Raw genomic sequence first — 17,735 nt, 5'->3', positions numbered from 1 at the left:
GGTGCGCTTTATGTCATGGATAATCGCAAAACTCACAGCTTTTCTTTCAAAAAACCAAAAAGAATTTTATTGCGCCGGAGGCTCACTGCTTGCGCGCTCATTACTCATCATGCGCTGTGGTAAAGTTGAGAAACAAACAACGGCTTGTTCCAACTTTTCCACATCCAGCATCGCCGCTTTATTGCTCGCGTGCACCCTGCTCAGCTCGACTTCTTTTGCCGCAAGCTCTGCACCTTTTGAGGCAAAGAACACACCGATTGGAGACTTTGCATCGTGGTTCTCGGTTCACACTGGAAACACAGTTGTGCTCGGTCATGGTGTCACTGGTGAGGTCAGCTTTACCGCACCGGATTTGAAAGATGAGGACTATCCTGCCTTTTTCCTTTCGGTACTTCGTGCGCATGGTTACGAGCTTACTCATGACCACGGCGTTTTTACCATCATTGCTGACGCGAACAAAGTGGAGACGTTCGAACCCTCTCAAGTGAAGTTGTACTTCTTTGAGAATGTCCGAAATACCAAGGTCGTTGATTTGATTTCCTCGATGCTTGCTGCAACTCAGAATCAAACACTGAGCAACAAAGCGATTAAGAATTACAAGGTTGAGGTACTGCCGACTACAAACAGCATTATCGTGACTGGCTCTGAGAACCAATTGAAGCACATTGATGTGCTCATCAAAGGGATTGATAGACCACAAAAGCAAGTCTTTATCGAGGCGGTGATTACCGAAACTGAGCTCGGTGATTCTCAAGAAGTCGGTGTGAATATGGACTTGGCACTGAGTGAAGCTGGCTTTGTTTCGCAACCGACCGCAATCAAGAAAGCCGTTGATAACCTGCTGTTCTATGAGGGCGGTGATTTTAACGCGCTTATCAAAGCCGTATCAAAGAATCAGAATACTAAGCTCTTATCGCGTCCAAACATGTTCATTATGGACAGGGAGCGCGGTTACATCACGGTTGGTCAGAACGTGCCGTTCCTTACTTCGTCTGAGGTAACTGACGGCGGTAATCGAGTCCAGCAAATTGAGCGTAAGGATGTGGGTGTGTCACTTGAGGTAGTGCCTCATGTGATTGGTGATCATGTTGTGCTTCAGATAATGCAAAAATCCGACTCGGTGACGGATTCCTCTATCGCATCCGACATCATTACCAATACGCGAACACTGCAAACCGTGGTCAAGGTCAAAGACCGCCAAACGATCTCTTTAGGGGGCTTGATTTCCCAAGAACAGCGCGACTCGGTAAGCGGTGTACCTGTCTTGATGGATGTGCCTTTGCTTGGTGCTCTATTCCGGTCAGAAAAGACCAATACGGTAGATAAAGAGCTTAAAGTAACGATAAGAACCACGATACTTTGAGTTAGAAAGAAAGCCGAACAATTGCTGTTCGGCTCTGCTTTAGCTGTACTGTAATACGCTTTCCAATTCTCTACACTTTATTATCGTGTCACGTTCTAATACGGTTGCGATATGTGTTTTGTCATAAGAACTTCTAGCTTCAAACCTAAGCAACGGATGGTGTCCGTTAAGTGCATTGTTTACGTATATGTCTCGTTCTTGTCTCTTCTTCTGCCTATGAGATGAATCATCTAGCTCTATCACCGCCAATACTTTTGTGTCTCTATCCGTTATCACGTAGTCCATTCTTTTCGCCCAAGTTCGAGAATTGTCTTTAAAGTTGGTCGGTTGAACTAACGCCATCAATGAAACTTGGCTATGAATCACGTATTCATCAGGTATAAGCTCCTGCAACACTTTATAGAATCTGCGCTCTGTCTTGGTGGCCAAATATGTACTTTTCTTGTGAGGTACAGAATTGGTCTTATTGTTGGTGTTTGGAAAAGGTACTTCGACTATCTTTGGGTTCTGTTCTACAACTTTAGGTTCAAAAGAATGTATGCTGTTCGGTCTTCTAACTGCTGCACCTTGTTCCCATTCGTTAAGCCTATGTTTAGGTTTCTTACTCTTTTTTGTGAATAGATACACAATACACGCTAAGGATATAAGTATCAGTAATTCAGGCACTTTCCGTTCCTCACTCATAAAAAAATGAGTGCATGGTAGCATATCGTTTTTGTTCGGTGTGTTATTGAAATCAGCTTTTATGCGCCCCCGTAATGTATTACGGGGGTAAATTCCTCGACAACAAGCCCCTCTAGTTTACCTCTGCCCAAAATCGCCATACCTAATTATGGTCACAGTTGTATACTTTGCTCCCATTTACAAAATTTATGTAAAAAAAAAGCCTATTCGCTTTACTAACACTGCTTGCAAGACTACATTAGAGCCAATTAGAGACAAAAAAACGTCACAAAGGTAGTTAAATGATAAAAAATTATCGTTTTAAGAACTTCCAGTCCTACTACGATGATACTTTCGTAGACCTAGAAGTTTCAAAAAAAGCCGCTCATTCATACTTCGATTATGAAACACAGTACAATTCACGTATTTCTAAAGTTATGTGTGTTTTCGGAGCAAATGGCGCAGGTAAATCAAACTTGTTGAAACCATTGTCGTTTGCAGCTTGGTTTGTCACAAATTCTTTCAAGAAGATGGATGCCAAGCAACTTATTCCTATCATTACTCATTTTTCTTCAAAAGAGGAGCCATTCGAGTTTGAGGTTGAATTTGTTGTGCCTAAAAGACATAACGATGCAAACATGGATATGGACTTTGAGTATCGTTATAGCTTCATTGTTACAAGGAAACGAGTTCTATACGAAGAACTGAAATATAAAAATCATGAAACGAAGTTGTTCAATCGTGTATTTTTGAGAGAGTACAATTCAGAGACTGAGAAATATACTTACAAGCGAGGTCATGATTTCCCTGTAAGTGCAACTATAGTGTCAAAATGTCCAGATAATTGCTCATTAATATCTTATATAAGTCGACTTGTAGACGATGATGCATTAAAAGAAAATGGTACAACTGATGTTCAGTTAGTTAGTTCTTATTTTAGTTTAACTACGACTAACCTATTTCTTAATGGTAGAAACGAGTTATCTTCTCCAGACAATGTCACTGAAGTTTTAGAAAGTGATCCAGAACTTTTTGATAAAGTTAAGTCTCTTATTACGTCTTTTGATATCGGTATTAAGGATATAATAATTGAGGAGAAAGAAGTTATTAATGACACTACTGGTGATGTATCTATGAAAAAGCTACCAACATTCATACATGAATGTGATGGTGTTGAGCATAGACTTCCTCTTTGGATGCAATCAAACGGTACTCAATCAGCTTATATAATGGCAACAATGATTGCCTCTAAATTAGATCAAGGTGGCCTAGCAGTCTTGGATGAGTTTGATAATGACTTTAATCCACTATTGACGCTGCAACTTTTAGAAATGTTCAAACATGAATCCGAAAATATAAGTAATGCTCAATTGTTATTTACGACTCATACACCCCAAGTGTTAGACGTACTAAGAAAACAGCATGTTCATTTGGTTGAAAAGGTAGATAACAAGTCGGAGGTTTGGCGCATTGACGAAATAGAAGGCATTCGTGATAGAGATAACTTATACGCAAAATATATTTCCGGTGTTCTCGGTGGCGTGCCAAATTTTGAATAAGGGATTTAAATGGCAAGAAAAAAACAACAAAAACCAACTCGTCACCAAAGATTACAAAGAACAATCGTTGGAGAAGGTCCTACGGAAAAAGCATTTCTTTCACACCTTCGCCAGTTTTTTAATCATGAAAAAATAAAAATCACAATTAAAACAGCACATGGAAAAGGTCCTAATAATATTATCGGCGATGCTATAGGGACTTACAACGCTACGGCTAAAAATATGCAAGTTGCAGCTTTGCTGGATCTCGATCTTGATTGGGATAAAAGCCAAGTAAAAGACTGTGAAAAATGCGGGATTAAATTAGTCGGGATTAACCCTTGCATTGAAGCCCTAATGATTGAGATCTTGGGGCTGAAACTTCCTCATCCAGCAACAAATGAATCATGCAAGAGCCTCATGCAACCGAAGTTATCTGGTTCTTCAACAGATAAGAGAAGCTACGAAAAGTTGTTTACTGAAGAAGTTATTAACAAAGCATTAGAAACTTCAGAAAAGCTCCGTGAAGTCAAAAGCCTATTCCAGCCTTAGTTTTATTCCCCCCTTTGTTAGGGGGGATTTTTTTAAGACATAATCCCCTTAAGAGCCCTTGCGTACTTCAAAACTTGCCCTGCTGCCTCTAAGTCCGTCAACGCCCCAATCTCTAGTAAAGCTATTCCTGTTAAAACTTGTTGAGCTGTAACAAGTTGCCCAGTCGGTAACTCCAACCTGTCGTAATGCATTTTGAAGTGCTCCCATTGGTTTGATGGGCTTAGTTCCCTTCCCTTTGTCATTCTCATGAGCCGTTTACACTCCGGCGGAATAGTTTTCCCCTTATCCCATTCTTTGACTGTTCTCACAGTTTTTAAACAAAGTTCAGCAGCTTGTTCGACGGATAAACCACATTCAAATTCACGAAAAATATAGTTTTTAGTCATTTCGTGATACTTCATTGAATTGTCCCTCAAAAGAGAGACATTTTATAGGATACGCATATGCAATCGTATTCAACATAAGCAGATATAATGCGCACCAAGGGGTGAGATCTCCAAGCAATAATGTCCGGTTTTAGCTACTTTAAAATGTCCTCCTAAGATTAACAACATTGTTTTCTTTTGAAGCTTTAACCGAGGTTCCTGTGGACTTGCAATCGCTAGTTTGGTTTGTGGTTATGCTTACGAAGCAAATCAAATCTCTTATTGAAAATTGATGCGCGCGTAGTCCTCGACTTACTGGCGTGTTCTTCCGTAAGTACCTGAATCAATCTATGTATGGTGATAATGGCCAACTCACTGAATTTGCCATTCAATGGCATCACGATTACTAACTTAAGCGCTACCAAACAAAAAAGCCTTTCATACTCGCCTCGTACAACAGCAAAAATCAGCTAAACGCTCTAATCGCTCCGCAACGAAATCTGCCAAAAATCACGAGCTCAGTTCACTCGCTCTTAATCAAGGCGTTCTGAAACATTTATAAGCCTGTGGTTATATGGAGGCGAATGTACTTTTCGGGGAATTTGTAACGATAGCGTTTTCCTTTCTTCAAGTTGGACTTAACGTACCTACACACTTTTTGGTCACCACTACTGGTTACTCTTTTTATTACTGCGTTTTTACTTTTGTGCTCCATTTCTATCATGACGTCACAATAACCTTGATAGCCATCAAACTTATTGTCTACTTTCTTTTGAAGCTTAGTCTTAATCTTTTTAGCCAACAGGTTCGTTTCTGAATCGTCAGCAAAAACTGAATTACTTGCAAAGATCAATATCATTAAAGTTACAACGTATCTCATCGTTTTGGTCCGTTTATGTTGTTGATTGTTCGATGATAAGTAATTTTTCTGTAGATACGAAAATGGGACGCCACATTGCGTCCCATTTAACATGATGAAGTAACTGATATGTAATTAAGCGCGCTTCTTGCCTTTGTTTGCTTTGAAGCCCTGGTGCGGAAAAACGTTACGAATCCTCTGTTGAACTTTTTTGGGAATGCCTTTGGAAAAGCTTAAGCGCATTCCTGTTCGTTGGCTATACACCTTCATTTCACCAGTAAACGGGTTATGCTCACTAATATCCTGTAAGTTGTGTTTGAAAGAAGGAGGTAGATGCCCTTTTACGTTACTAATATGGCCATTATCGAACTTTACTTTTAACACCGGCCTATCGACTGCGATCAACCAAAAGATCACGATGGCTGCAATTAAGATTACATATAACATTTGGCACTCCCTATCCTAGCTAGATAGCAATTTACTCAAATCCTCTTTAATTGAGGTAACTTTTTGACTCGCTTTTTCACTTCTCGACGCTTCGGAAAGCAAATATTCAATTGCGTCAGATAACGTACAACCAAGTTCATTCGCTCTACTAGAAAGCTTTTCCCAAACTCGGTAATCTAAATCAATGGATTTCTTCTTTGTATGGACTTGCTCTGCATTGAAGTGACGTTTCCGTTTCGCTCGGATAGCCTGCTTGAGTTTATTATCTAACTCTTCTGACATGTGGTTTTCTATCCAAGCCAAGACAAGTGTAGGCTCGTGTTCAAGGCGTTTTAGTTCTGCGACCGCTGCATCTGCTTCGCTTGTATCAATATGTCGGGTAATCGCTTCACCATCTTTCCATTTTTTGATGAGATACTTCCATTTCCACCCACATTCTAGATTCTCAAGCTGTTGATATTTCATTTGTTCCGACCCATAAACATAACCTAGTGACAGCGTAACCCAGATGGTTTACTTGGGCAAATAAAACTCTTAGAAGTATCGATGTTGATCACTCATTTGTCTAAGTATTGTTCATTGAGAGTTGAATGCCGAGAGCAAACCAAATTGGTGCTAGGGTGTTATAGTCCGTTTCGTTATAATGTCGGCAAGATTGAATTACGATGAATTTTAATGAACCAACTTAATTGGCAAGACGTAACACCTTCACTTGAGCAGTACGAAGCACTTTTAAAGTCTGCACCTTCGTTACCAAAGAAGTCTTTTACTGATCTCCAACCGAGAATGTCGGCAACGATATCTCGTTTTTCAAAAATTTCCGGATTGACGCGAGTACTACTCATTAACTGCGTAGATAATTCTGTATATAGAGAGTTCATCAGTAAAGCTCTTCAGAGCCAGTCTAACGCTGCGATAGTTTTTTCGGAATCACTTGATGCCAAACGTTTATTTGACCGTTACAGTGTTGATGTAAGTGGTGATATTGCCTTCCAACCTGGTTTAATTTCACAGGCAGATAACGGTTACTTAATTGTACCGGCTAATCTAATTTTGGCTAACCCAGGACTTTGGCCAAATATAAAGTCTGCAATTCAACAAAACCTTATCGAACCACTGAACCTAAGCCCTACTCGTTTACCTACTTCAGTACCGCAAGCTAAAGCTTATGATGTAAAACTGATTGTAACAGGAGAAAGAAGTCAGTTAGCAGAGCTAGAATACATCGATGAAGACTTCTGTTCTGGCTTTGCCATGTATACGGAAGTTGAAGAAGATATTCATCTGTCAGGGCAGAATTTGACAGATTACTTTGGTTTAGTGAACTGGATATGTTCTCAATATCAGCTGCCTCACTTAACTGAATGTGGTTTTAGAAGATTGTTGCTAGCCGGTATGAGATTTACTGAAGATCAACATTATCTGCCTTTAGGAGTAATGTGGCACTCTCAACTTCTAACGCTTGCCAGCCAGTTCAGTGATGGTCACGCATTAGATTACAAGTCGTTAGATAAAGCGATTGACGACAAGTATTACCGAGAATCTTACCTTCCTCAGCGTGCCGTGTACGATATTTTAGATGGCCAAGTCATCATTGAGACAACTGGGGAACAAGTTGGTCAAATCAATGGCCTAACCGTTATTGATATGGCTGGGCACCCTGTCAGCTATGGTGAGCCTGCACGAATATCTTGTGTAATTCATTTTGGTGATGGCGATGTTTCCGATGTTGAGCGCAAAGCTGAGCTTGGAGGCAATCTACATGCAAAAGGCATGATGATTATGCAAGCTTTCTTGAGCTCTGCTCTGAAACTGGATGAACCACTGCCTTACTCAGCCTCCATCGTATTTGAACAGTCTTATAGTGAAGTTGATGGTGACAGCGCATCTCTTGCAGAACTTTGTTGCTTGGTAAGTGCTTTATCTGAATCTCCAATTAATCAACAAGTTGCGGTTACAGGAGCTGTTGATCAGTTTGGTCGAGTGCAAGCCGTCGGTGGCTTGAACGAAAAAATTGAAGGCTTTTATCAGGTTTGTAAACATCAAGGTTTTACAGGAAATCAAGGTGTTGTGATGCCAAAATCAAACCTTAAACACCTTGCATTACATAAAGATGTAATAGAAAGCATTAAAAATGGTGAGTTCCATATTTGGTCCGTTTCTACCGTAGATGAAGCTATTCCGATTGTAATGAATAAACCTTTTAGAGGTGAAGACGATAGCATTATTGGCAAAATAGCGGAACGTATTGAAAACTTTGAAAGACATGAGCATCCAGAAGGAATTGTGCAGCGCATCAAAAACTGGTTTGTCTAGTACTGATCGGAGTTGTTTAGCGTACACGTGTTCACTAAGATGCAGCTATCAAAAATTGGAGTAATTGATAATGCAAAACAAACGTGATTCTTATAACCGTGACGATCTACTTGCTTCTAGCCAAGGCGAACTGTTTGGGCCTGGTTACCCTCAGCTTCCTGCGCCAAACATGCTAATGATGGATCGTGTTACTAAAATGTCTGAGACTGAAGGCGATTTTGGTAAAGGTTTGATCTTGGCGGAATTGGATATTACTCCAGATTTGTGGTTCTTTGACTGCCACTTCCCTGGCGACCCTGTAATGCCGGGTTGTCTTGGCCTTGATGCGATGTGGCAACTTGTTGGTTTCTTCCTTGGCTGGGTTGGTGGCAAAGGAAAAGGTCGTGCTCTGGGTGTTGGCGAAGTGAAGTTTACAGGTCAGATCCTGCCAACAGCGAAAAAAGTGACGTACGAAATCCACATGAAACGCGTTGTAAACCGTAAACTTGTGATGGGTTTGGCCGACGGTCGAGTATGTGTGGACGGCAAAGAAATCTACGTAGCAAAAGATTTGAAAGTTGGCTTGTTCCAAGACACTTCAAGCTTCTAATCACGATTTTAATCGATTTATTAAGGCTCCTATTTAGGAGCCTTTTTGTTATCGAGTGTTAACCTACTTCCCTATGTCCCTATAATGTAGAAAAGGCTCCGTAGAGCCCTTTCGAATCCTTCTTTTTGTATGTGGAGAGTTTATTTGTAGAGACCAGATTGTCTTTCATCTCTGGCATCACGCCAACCACCTAACCAATACGACCGAGCATCAACTTGTTGATATGGGCAAGCCTCTTGAGACCTTCCATTCAACCCAGCTTTGTAGCCTTGAGATTGAGCTCGTTCTAGGCGATCACGCTTTTGTCTCTTCATAGTTAATTCCTCATACAGGTCCATTTACTAACGTACAGCTGTTATTGTGAAACTTTGATGGAGTTTTTATGACTCCACTTATAAGAATCGATCAAAGTAGGCAATTTCTCAAGGCATAAAAAAAGCAGAGACTCAAATGTGTGAGCCTCTGCTTGATTTAAAAATTACTGACGATTTTTAACTATTTTCTACGGAACCCAAACAATCCAAGCATGGTCAAAGCTAACCAACCAAGACCTGCACCTTGACGCTCTGTCGTCGTTGAGTCAATGCTTCGAGATACGATGTCGTCCTTCGTTGCGTCAGCAATAGGTACTAGTTTGACGGCTACAATTTGCTCTTCAGAGCTACATGTCGCATTGTTTGCTGTTGTGCTATAACCACCTGCACATTTCATAGCAGTACCAGAGATCACACCTGCATCATTGATATCAGTTGCATCGATAATACGAAACTGATTGTTTTGTTCAGAGTAATCACCGCCATTAGTCAAACTGTCTAGGAACCAAGCTTTTCCATTAAACAATGTTGCAGCACGTTCACTAGTCTCGCCACCTAGGCTATATGGATAGATAAAACCGCGCTTACGACGTGGCTTGCCATCGTCTTCACGAGTCGTTTCTGCATCAAGTTGCCCGACGATCTCATTGTAAGAGTTGATACCGCCCATCTTACCGCCCGCACCGCTAAAGAAAATGCCAGTAGTTGGGTAAAAAGCGCTAATAGAATCCTTACGAACATCATCTACGATAAAGAGACGATTCGGAGCAGAGCCCGTTGGCATTAAGTATCCGCCCGAACGTTTCGCTTCACCAATAGCAACAAAATTAGAGTTAACGTCGGTTAATCGTGAGTTTGTATGAACCGTATCATCACCTTCGCGCTGTCTAGCTCCTACAACAACTTTATTTTTCCAAGTTGCGTTTTCAACGCTACCTTCGGCTTCTAGAGTTCCAACAAAAACAGTCGCATTCAGGTAGTTATCATCACTGTAAGTGTTGTAACCTACGCCATAGACCGTAGTTCCATCAGTGATCAGGTCACGCATGCTCCCTTGAGCTAACCTTTCTCCATCTTTAGATGTGCCACTTGGCCAAGCCAATTCACTGACGGTTCCGCTTTGATCCCAAATCGCTGCTTTTGATGTGTGGTGAGATCCATTGGTATTGCTTGCTGTTCGAGAAACACTGCCAACAGTAAAATTGCCGTCTGTGCTCCAAGCATGGCTTTGCACAACACTTGCGTCACCATCGCCAGTAAGAATATTTGGCTCTACTGGTGCAACTACGGTATTTCGTGTTTCTAATGTAGAAGTATTTTCTGTGCTAACTTTACTCTGATTACCGACAGCTGCACCATCCTCGGTAAGCTGGTTGATAACATTGTTATATTCATTTTTATAAGCAGCAGAATCTTCTTCTATGAACGCTAACGCATTAGAAGTAAAGTCTTTACTACGTTCTTTGTTCCACGGCGTCCAGTTTACTGAAGCCCAAGAGTCACAGGTGGAATAGCGAAGCTGGTTGTAACAGTAACGCTCAAAGTCTTTGAGTTCTTGGATGTAATAAAAGCCAGCGTCTAATCCGAATGGGATTTCTTCACGATAGCTGTTCCCATCCACGGCTTGTGTCGCTGAAATCGGTGTAGTGCGAGTTTCCATTGCAAGTTTAAACTGCTCTGGCGTGCAGTTTGCTGCTGCATCAAAGCAGCCTAAAGCGAAAGGTGAACCTGTTGAAGGATCTGTACCTGCATCGCCCTGTTGAATTGCAACCCCGTAAGCCGTTTGGTAGTCACCGTTTGAACCATGATCCTGAGGTGAAACCTCAACAACTTGATACAATGCCGCCTGTGCGTTCATTGTGGTACCAACCATCATTGCAATGGCGGTCAATTTGAATTTATTACTACAATTCATTGAATTCTTAACTATCCTGTTGCATTGCTTCGAGTTCTTCCCATCTCTCGAATGCGATTTCCAACTCCTGCTCTAGTGCAGCAAGCTGTTCCAATACCGGCTGAGTTTGCTCTACAGGTTTAGCAAAGAACTCTGGATCGTTCACTTGCTCCTGAAGGCTCTCGATATCCGACTCTAATTGTTCAAGTTTAGCTGGTAGAGCCTCTAATTCTCTTTGCAGCTTATACGATAACTTCTTCGAATTGTTCTTAGGTTGCGTAGTTTTGGGAGTTTCCTCAACCACTTTCTCTTTCTTCGTTGGTTTTTCAACCTGACTGCGCGAAGCAAGAACTTGGTCACGCTGCTGTTTAGCATCATGATAACCACCAACGAACTCTTCGATTATACCGTTACCCTCAAAAATCCAGCTGGTTGTTACTGTGTTGTCTACGAACTCACGGTCGTGACTCACTAACAATAATGTACCCTGATAATTGGCAAGCATTTCTTCTAAAAGTTCCAACGTTTCGATATCCAAATCGTTAGTTGGTTCATCAAGAATAAGTAAGTTGTTTGGTTTCAACAAGATACGGGCTAGCAATAATCGGTTTTTCTCACCACCGGAAAGTGCCTTAACCGGGGTTCTGGCGCGCTTAGGTGCAAATAAGAAGTCTTGGAGATAACTCAGCGCATGACGCTGACGTCCCCCAACCATTACTTCTTGTTTCCCATCCGCTAAGTTATCGATCACTGTCTTTTCTGGATCCAAAATCTCTCGGTACTGATCAAAGTACGCGACTTCTAATTTTGTTCCGCAGTGTAAACGACCAGACTGCGCTTCCAATTGCCCTAGTAGCAATTTAAGTACCGTACTCTTACCGCAGCCATTTGGTCCGATAAGTGCAATACGGTCACCACGCATGATGTTAAAGCTAAAGTCGTCGACAATTGTCTTGCCTTCGTAAGCAAAAGATACATTTTCTGCTTCAAATACAATCTTACCTGAACGAGAAGCATCATCGATGTTTAGGTTAACTTTACCTTGAACTTCACGACGGTCACGACGCTCTTCACGAAGTTTTTTAAGGGCTCGAACACGGCCTTCATTACGAGTACGACGTGCTTTAATGCCTTGACGAATCCACACTTCTTCCTGCGCTAGTTTCTTATCGAACTCAGCATTTTGCATTTCTTCGACGCGAAGCATTTCTTCTTTGTCATTCAAATACTGTTCGTAATTACCAGGGAAAGAAGCTAATTGACCGCGATCTAAGTCAACGATGCGTGTCGCCATCGACTTGATGAATGCACGGTCGTGAGAAATAAAGATGATCGAGCCTTTGAAGTCTTTTAAGAAGTTCTCTAACCATTCGATCGTTGTCACATCGAGATGGTTTGTTGGTTCATCAAGAAGCAATACATCAGGATCACAAACCAGCGCACGAGCTAAAGCAGCTTTACGTTGCCAGCCACCGGATAGATCGGTCAGTTTGGTTTCTGGGCTTAGTTTTAAAGCGCCAAGTACGTTCTTAACACGGTCATCAAAGCGCCAAGCGTTAGAATGATCAAGTTGCTCTTGAACTTTCGCCAAACGGTTAATGTTCTTCTCACTTGGGTCTTGAGCAACAAGATCGAGAAGATCGTGATAGATCTTCAATTGTTCGCCGATTTCAGCCAAACCGCCAGATACGTATTCGTAAACCGTACCCTCTTGATTGCGCGGTGGATCTTGTTCAAGCCGAGAAACTACTACGTCTTGAGTTATTTGAATCTTGCCATCATCCAACAAAATGTCGCCGGCAAGCACTTTCATTAACGTGGACTTACCTGCTCCGTTACGACCAACTAAACAAACGCGTTCGTTTTCTTGAAGAGCGAACTCCGCTTTGTCTAGCAATGGGTGGTCACCAAATGCAAGTTGTGCGTTATGAATGGTAAGTAATGCCATTATTATCCAACCAATGTGTGAGTTGTTCTAAGTCAAACGGCCAGTTCAACTCAGAATCTTGATATTTTAATACGGGTATTGTGACGCCGTAACGAGAAAATAGTACATCATCGAACGCAATATCAATGATATCTGTTTGCTCGGCCAAACCGACTTGGTCTACTAGAGCAAATGCCATCTCACAAAGATGGCATCCCTCCGTGCTATACAATATCAGCACGTATTAATCCTTTTGTTTATACTACGCGTGCGTTACTAGCCAACAGTTATGAATCTGTTTATTACGCGCAAAATCTAATGGTAACGTTTGAGAAGAAATATTCTGAGCCTTCAAACCCAATTCAGCGAGTGATTCTTCATCCATCTTGAAATGACGTTTGTTATTTGAAAATACGATTGTGCCTTCACTTCTCAGTAAACGTTTGAGGTTCTTCATCAGCTTAATGTGGTCACGTTGTACATCGAATGATGTTTCCATACGCTTAGAGTTAGAGAACGTAGGTGGGTCAATAAAGATCAAGTCGTACTCACCTTTTGCGTTTTCTAGCCATTGCAAACAGTCCGCTTGTTCATATTTATGTTGGCGCCCTACACAGCCATTAAGCTGCATATTGTCTTTCGCCCAGTTCAAGTAGGTGTTTGACATATCGACAGTTGTAGTGGAACGCGCCCCACCAACTGCAGCGTGCACTGTTGCACTACCAGTGTAAGCAAACAAGTTAAGGAAATCTTTACCCTGTGCCATTTCGCCAAGACGACGACGAGTGATCTTATGATCCAAGAACAGGCCTGTGTCTAGGTAGTCATGAAGGTTAACGATCAGCTTCACACCGTACTCGTTTACTTCGAGCGTCTCTGATACCTGACCTAATTTTTGGTACTGGCTTCGACCTTTCTGCTTCTCACGAACTTTCAGTACAACTTTGTTCGCTTCGACACCGGTCACCTGAATCGTCGCACGGATAATGTCCGTTAGACGACGCTTGGCTTTTTCTTCAGGGATGTTCTTAGGTGCTGCGTACTCTTGAATCACAATTTGATCGCCGTACACGTCGATCGCTACGTTGTATTCTGGAAGGTCTGCATCGTAGATACGATAGCAGTCTAGTTTCTCTTTACGCGCCCACTTGCCAATCTTGCCAATGTTTTTCTTCAAACGGTTTGAGAAGTCTGGTGCGATTTGAACGTTAGTATCTGCACCTTTCACTTCATCAGCGCTGCGCTCGGCAATGCTGTAGTTCTTTTGGTGACACGGTAACGCACCATTGTTCAATTTAAACTGTTTATCAGCGCGCATACGAAGGCAACTCAAGAGCTCGTCTGAGCTAGAGAAGATAGATGCTTTACATCCGCCAAACTCAGATTTTAGCTGTCCACCGAACGCGGTATAGAGCGCAATCAGCCCCGGCTCAGTTCCTAGACGCTCACCGTAAGGTGGGTTTGAAACGATAACACCGTGTTCAAATCCTGCGGGACGAGTAATAGTTGCAGCATCACCTTGCGCAAACTCAATCAACTCTTCAACACCTGCTCTGCGGGCGTTTTCTTGAGCGACTTTTAATACTTTGGGGTCGTTATCGAATCCAAAAAACTTAGCGTCAACTTTCTTGACACCTCGTCTAGCTTGAACATTAGCCTCTGATTTAATCTCAGCCCAGGTCTCCGGTTCAAAGTCTTCCAAAACTTCGAAGCCCCATTGTTTGCGCTTAACGCCAGGTGCCATGTTGGCTGCCATCATTGCCGCTTCAATAAGCAAAGTACCAGAACCACACATTGGATCGAGTAATGGTTGATGCCCATCCCAGCCACAACGCATGATAATCGCAGAAGCAAGCGTTTCACGTAATGGCGCACGACCCGATTCTGGTCGATAACCACGCTGATGAAGACCACTACCTACCATGTCTACCCCAAGCAACGCTTTATCTTTATGCAAACGAACGTGAATACGAATATCTGGGCGTTCTTTGCTGATATTAGGACGTGGCAAGCCTTTGTTCTCAAAGCAATCTACGATGCCATCTTTGACCTTCATAGCCCCGTATTGGCTATTTCTAATCTCACGGTTTGTGCCGTTAAAGTCCACAACAAAGCGTTTAGAGCTATGAAATTGGTTAACCCAGTTAATAGTGGAAGTGGATAGATACAAGTCCATGTCGTTGTTACACGTGAACTCAGATAAAACACGTACAAATCGAGACGCTAAACGGCTCCACAAACAACAGCGATAAACCTGTTCGTTTGTCGCTTTAAATTTTACGCCTGCCTGTACTGGTTTCGCATTTTCAATGCCTAGTTTAGTCAGTTCTTCAACAAGCAAATTTTCCATGCCATTTGAAGTTACCGCGAGATATTGATTCATAGTGTTCTTTCGCTGATAAAAAATGGCTTCAATTATACCTGACTTTACGATCAATGCCTCGTTTTTAAAGGTATTTTCCCACCCGTTAGTTCAAATCATCACCACTCAAATGATCTAAAACTTTCAACATCTTTAGTTTGAATGTTTTTCATTTATGAACGTATTTTGTTTCCTTTAGAAGAAGTGAATACTTATTTACATGCATTTTGGTATACACCAGTTTGGATTGGTTGATGTAAATTACTTACAAATGCCCTTTATAGGGGAATAAATAGGGTTGTTTTAGGCGCTAGGTTGCCTAATTAAAGGAGTAATCAAATTGAAATAAGTAAAATAAAAGTGACCAGCTTCATGTTTGCATGCATAGAAAACAAACAGTTTCATGGTCTTTCGGATTGGAGTGTCAGAGGAAAGGACAAAAAAAATCGACCCAGTAAGGTCGATTAAGGCAAACAAAGGAACGAAATAAAGAAAAATTAAACAGCTTTAACCCACCATTGCCATAGGGGTCATTGCAAAGAGGTGGTTTGCACAAGCCATGCGATCATGCATTACTTTAATCGGCTGCCCAAATTGAAGCGCCTTATTGCCATCAAGAACAAAGGCTTCTTGGTTAACATAAGCACATAAGCTCGATGTTTCGCCTGGTTCTAGAACGATGAACATACCATCAGAATATTGATTTGTGAGGAAGACCATGTCCCCTTCTTGAGGTTCATAATCAGAGGACTGTGCATCGAAGAACCAGCTCTTAGGCTGTACAGGTTTATGAAAACGCTTTGCAGCAACACAATACAGTGTTAATTCAGCTTGGCGATATTCACTGATATCGAGACAGCGAATGCGCTCATTAAACGTTTGAAATGCGCTGGCGTCATCAACGGTAAATTCACTGTTTGAGAAGGCACAGTTAACCAACAATTTTCGGGATAGATTGGTTTGGAAAATCATTTCCTCCCCCAGATCCAGCATTAAGCAAGCTTTTTGCTCGTCAAAATACCAATTCCATTTGTCGCTGGGTTTAAGCATTATTCCGTTCTCTCTTGACTAGTTAAATCAGTGGTAAAGAGGTAAGACGCTTAATTACCTACTCGTGATTTTTAAATTCTACAAACGAACGGATAAAAAAAAAGAGGAAACAAAGTCCTCTTTTTTATGTAACAGGTACTGATTTTTCAGTAGTTTTTGATGTATATGTTAAAGATTCTTAACAATATTACGTACGAGACCTGGGCCGTGGTAAATAAAGCCAGTGTAGACTTGAACAAGTTTAGCGCCTGCCATGATCTTTTCTTTGGCCGCAACATAGGAATCTACACCACCAACACCGATAATTGGAAGTTTGTCTCCAAGCTTTTCATGAAGCTTACGTACGACCTCCGTAGAGCGTGATTGCACAGGGCGACCACTCAAGCCACCTGCCTCATTGGCGTGTCTCATCCCTTCTACGATCGTGCGATCCAAAGTTGTGTTAGTCGCGATCACACCATCTATATTGTTTTTCAATAAAGAATCGCAGATTTGGCAGATTTCATCGTCACTTAAATCTGGCGCAATCTTTAATGCTAACGGGACATACTTGTTGTACTTCTCTGATAACTCCGCTTGTTTCGCTTTTAATTCGGAAAGCAGTTCATCAAGCGCTTCACCATATTGAAGTGAACGAAGACCTGGAGTGTTTGGCGATGAGATGTTTACTGCAATATAGCCAGCATACTCATACACTTTTTCCATACAAATCAGGTAGTCCTCTGCCCCTTTCTCAATTGGCGTATCTTTATTTTTACCGATATTAATTCCGAGAACACAATTGAATTTTGCTCGTTTAACATTCTCGATCAAATTATCAACGCCTAGGTTATTAAAGCCCATGCGGTTGATGATCCCTTCTGCTTCCACTAAACGGAATAAGCGTGGTTTATCATTACCTGGTTGTGGTCGTGGCGTTACAGTGCCGACTTCGACAAAGCCAAAGCCCATGGCATCAAATGCTTCAATACATTCGCCGTTTTTATCTAAACCAGCCGCAAGACCAACAGGGTTACGGAATGTTAGACCCATACACTCAACTGGACGAGTTGGTAACTGTTGGCGGTAAAAGAGATCAAGTGGTGTGCCGTTAAAGCGTTGGAAGTTCTTGATTGCAAGATCATGTGCCTTCTCGGCATCGAGTTGGAAAAAGCCAGTTCTGGCTAGACGGTAAAGCATTGTGCCTCCGAAAGAAAAAAGCCCCGTATAAACGGGACAATATTATTTACCGTTTTTCATCGTAATTCAATGAAAATGAACGTAATAAGTAAAAACCTATATCTTTATAAGATTTTTAAATATAAAACAAACAATTACAATCAAGTTTCTGCGATAAAAATCGTAACTAACCGCTTAAAAGCAATCGATTTCACTCTGTTTTAATTTCAATTCAATGTGACAATGTAACTATTTTCGTTCCAAATGTGAATAATAGATAATAAAAAGCCCCGTTAAATAACGAGGCTTTTACTTATGACTTTGTGCCGTCCTAAATA

At 41.6% G+C, this 17,735-nt stretch carries 17 protein-coding genes; 5 read left to right on the top strand and 12 right to left on the bottom strand.

Features of this window, described 5'->3' with window-relative positions; all coding sequences use genetic code 11:
- The first annotated feature begins 10 nt into the window (after window positions 1-10).
- The gene (locus KI742_RS09045) at window positions 11-1,363 is read left to right on the top strand and encodes a secretin N-terminal domain-containing protein (RefSeq protein WP_285385970.1); all 1,353 of its coding nucleotides are present in this window, start codon (window positions 11-13) and stop codon (window positions 1,361-1,363) included.
- 39 nt (window positions 1,364-1,402) lie between these two features.
- Here KI742_RS09045 and KI742_RS09040 read toward each other — a convergent pair whose 3' ends face one another.
- Window positions 1,403-2,029 carry a DUF2726 domain-containing protein gene (locus tag KI742_RS09040; RefSeq protein ID WP_285385967.1) on the bottom strand — a complete coding sequence of 209 codons (627 nt, stop codon included), beginning with the start codon at window positions 2,027-2,029 and terminating at the stop codon, window positions 1,403-1,405.
- A 299-nt stretch (window positions 2,030-2,328) separates the two neighbouring features.
- On the opposite strand from KI742_RS09040, the gene KI742_RS09035 reads away from it, so the two are divergent.
- Both KI742_RS09035 and KI742_RS09030 read left to right on the top strand, forming a co-directional pair.
- On the top strand, window positions 2,329-3,585 hold the full coding sequence (locus KI742_RS09035; RefSeq protein ID WP_273995159.1) for an ATP/GTP-binding protein: 1,257 nt from the start codon (window positions 2,329-2,331) through the stop codon (window positions 3,583-3,585).
- 9 nt (window positions 3,586-3,594) lie between these two features.
- Window positions 3,595-4,116 (top strand): RloB domain-containing protein, encoded by a 522-nt coding sequence (locus tag KI742_RS09030; RefSeq protein WP_285385962.1) that lies wholly within the window; start codon window positions 3,595-3,597, stop codon window positions 4,114-4,116.
- A 32-nt stretch (window positions 4,117-4,148) separates the two neighbouring features.
- On the opposite strand, the gene KI742_RS09025 is transcribed toward KI742_RS09030, so the two are convergent.
- The 4 genes from KI742_RS09025 to matP form a co-directional block, all read right to left on the bottom strand.
- Window positions 4,149-4,517, bottom strand: coding sequence for a regulator (locus KI742_RS09025; protein WP_285385960.1), 369 nt, complete (start codon window positions 4,515-4,517; stop codon window positions 4,149-4,151).
- 520 nt (window positions 4,518-5,037) lie between these two features.
- Window positions 5,038-5,361, bottom strand: coding sequence for a hypothetical protein (locus tag KI742_RS09020; RefSeq protein WP_158173897.1), 324 nt, complete (start codon window positions 5,359-5,361; stop codon window positions 5,038-5,040).
- 114 nt (window positions 5,362-5,475) lie between these two features.
- Window positions 5,476-5,787, bottom strand: coding sequence for a DUF3634 family protein (locus tag KI742_RS09015; protein WP_005377468.1), 312 nt, complete (start codon window positions 5,785-5,787; stop codon window positions 5,476-5,478).
- A gap of 15 nt (window positions 5,788-5,802) precedes the next feature.
- Entirely contained in the window at window positions 5,803-6,252 is a 450-nt protein-coding gene (gene matP / locus KI742_RS09010) for a macrodomain Ter protein MatP (protein ID WP_005396497.1), read from the bottom strand.
- Between the two features lie 210 nt (window positions 6,253-6,462).
- On the opposite strand from matP, the gene KI742_RS09005 reads away from it, so the two are divergent.
- Both KI742_RS09005 and fabA read left to right on the top strand, forming a co-directional pair.
- A complete protein-coding gene (locus tag KI742_RS09005; RefSeq protein WP_154204566.1) occupies window positions 6,463-8,103 on the top strand; it encodes a Lon protease family protein in 1,641 nt (546 codons plus the stop codon).
- A 70-nt stretch (window positions 8,104-8,173) separates the two neighbouring features.
- Entirely contained in the window at window positions 8,174-8,692 is a 519-nt protein-coding gene (fabA, locus tag KI742_RS09000) for a bifunctional 3-hydroxydecanoyl-ACP dehydratase/trans-2-decenoyl-ACP isomerase (protein ID WP_005390081.1), read from the top strand.
- A gap of 140 nt (window positions 8,693-8,832) precedes the next feature.
- On the opposite strand, the gene rmf is transcribed toward fabA, so the two are convergent.
- The 7 genes from rmf to pyrD all read right to left on the bottom strand — a co-directional run bounded on the left by rmf (window position 8,833) and on the right by pyrD (window position 17,418).
- Window positions 8,833-9,006, bottom strand: a complete 174-nt coding sequence (rmf, locus tag KI742_RS08995) for a ribosome modulation factor (RefSeq protein WP_005377453.1) — start codon at window positions 9,004-9,006, stop codon at window positions 8,833-8,835.
- 181 nt (window positions 9,007-9,187) lie between these two features.
- A complete protein-coding gene (locus KI742_RS08990; protein ID WP_285385957.1) occupies window positions 9,188-10,921 on the bottom strand; it encodes a DUF3466 family protein in 1,734 nt (577 codons plus the stop codon).
- A gap of 7 nt (window positions 10,922-10,928) precedes the next feature.
- A complete protein-coding gene (locus KI742_RS08985) occupies window positions 10,929-12,848 on the bottom strand; it encodes an ABC transporter ATP-binding protein (RefSeq protein ID WP_005377449.1) in 1,920 nt (639 codons plus the stop codon).
- Entirely contained in the window at window positions 12,826-13,068 is a 243-nt protein-coding gene (locus KI742_RS08980; RefSeq protein ID WP_017821808.1) for a glutaredoxin family protein, read from the bottom strand. The genes KI742_RS08985 and KI742_RS08980 overlap by 23 nt, the downstream gene beginning before the upstream one ends.
- Before the next feature lie 21 nt (window positions 13,069-13,089).
- Window positions 13,090-15,210, bottom strand: a complete 2,121-nt coding sequence (gene rlmKL / locus KI742_RS08975; RefSeq protein ID WP_053350765.1) for a bifunctional 23S rRNA (guanine(2069)-N(7))-methyltransferase RlmK/23S rRNA (guanine(2445)-N(2))-methyltransferase RlmL — start codon at window positions 15,208-15,210, stop codon at window positions 13,090-13,092.
- A gap of 486 nt (window positions 15,211-15,696) precedes the next feature.
- Entirely contained in the window at window positions 15,697-16,239 is a 543-nt protein-coding gene (locus KI742_RS08970) for a cell division protein ZapC (protein WP_005377444.1), read from the bottom strand.
- Between the two features lie 168 nt (window positions 16,240-16,407).
- A complete protein-coding gene (gene pyrD / locus KI742_RS08965) occupies window positions 16,408-17,418 on the bottom strand; it encodes a quinone-dependent dihydroorotate dehydrogenase (protein ID WP_053350766.1) in 1,011 nt (336 codons plus the stop codon).
- Window positions 17,419-17,735 lie beyond the last annotated feature (317 nt).

The sequence above is a fragment of the Vibrio sp. D417a genome, assembly GCF_030248595.1.
Lineage (GTDB): Bacteria > Pseudomonadota > Gammaproteobacteria > Enterobacterales > Vibrionaceae > Vibrio > Vibrio alginolyticus.
This window is presented reverse-complemented; position numbering and strand designations above follow the sequence as displayed.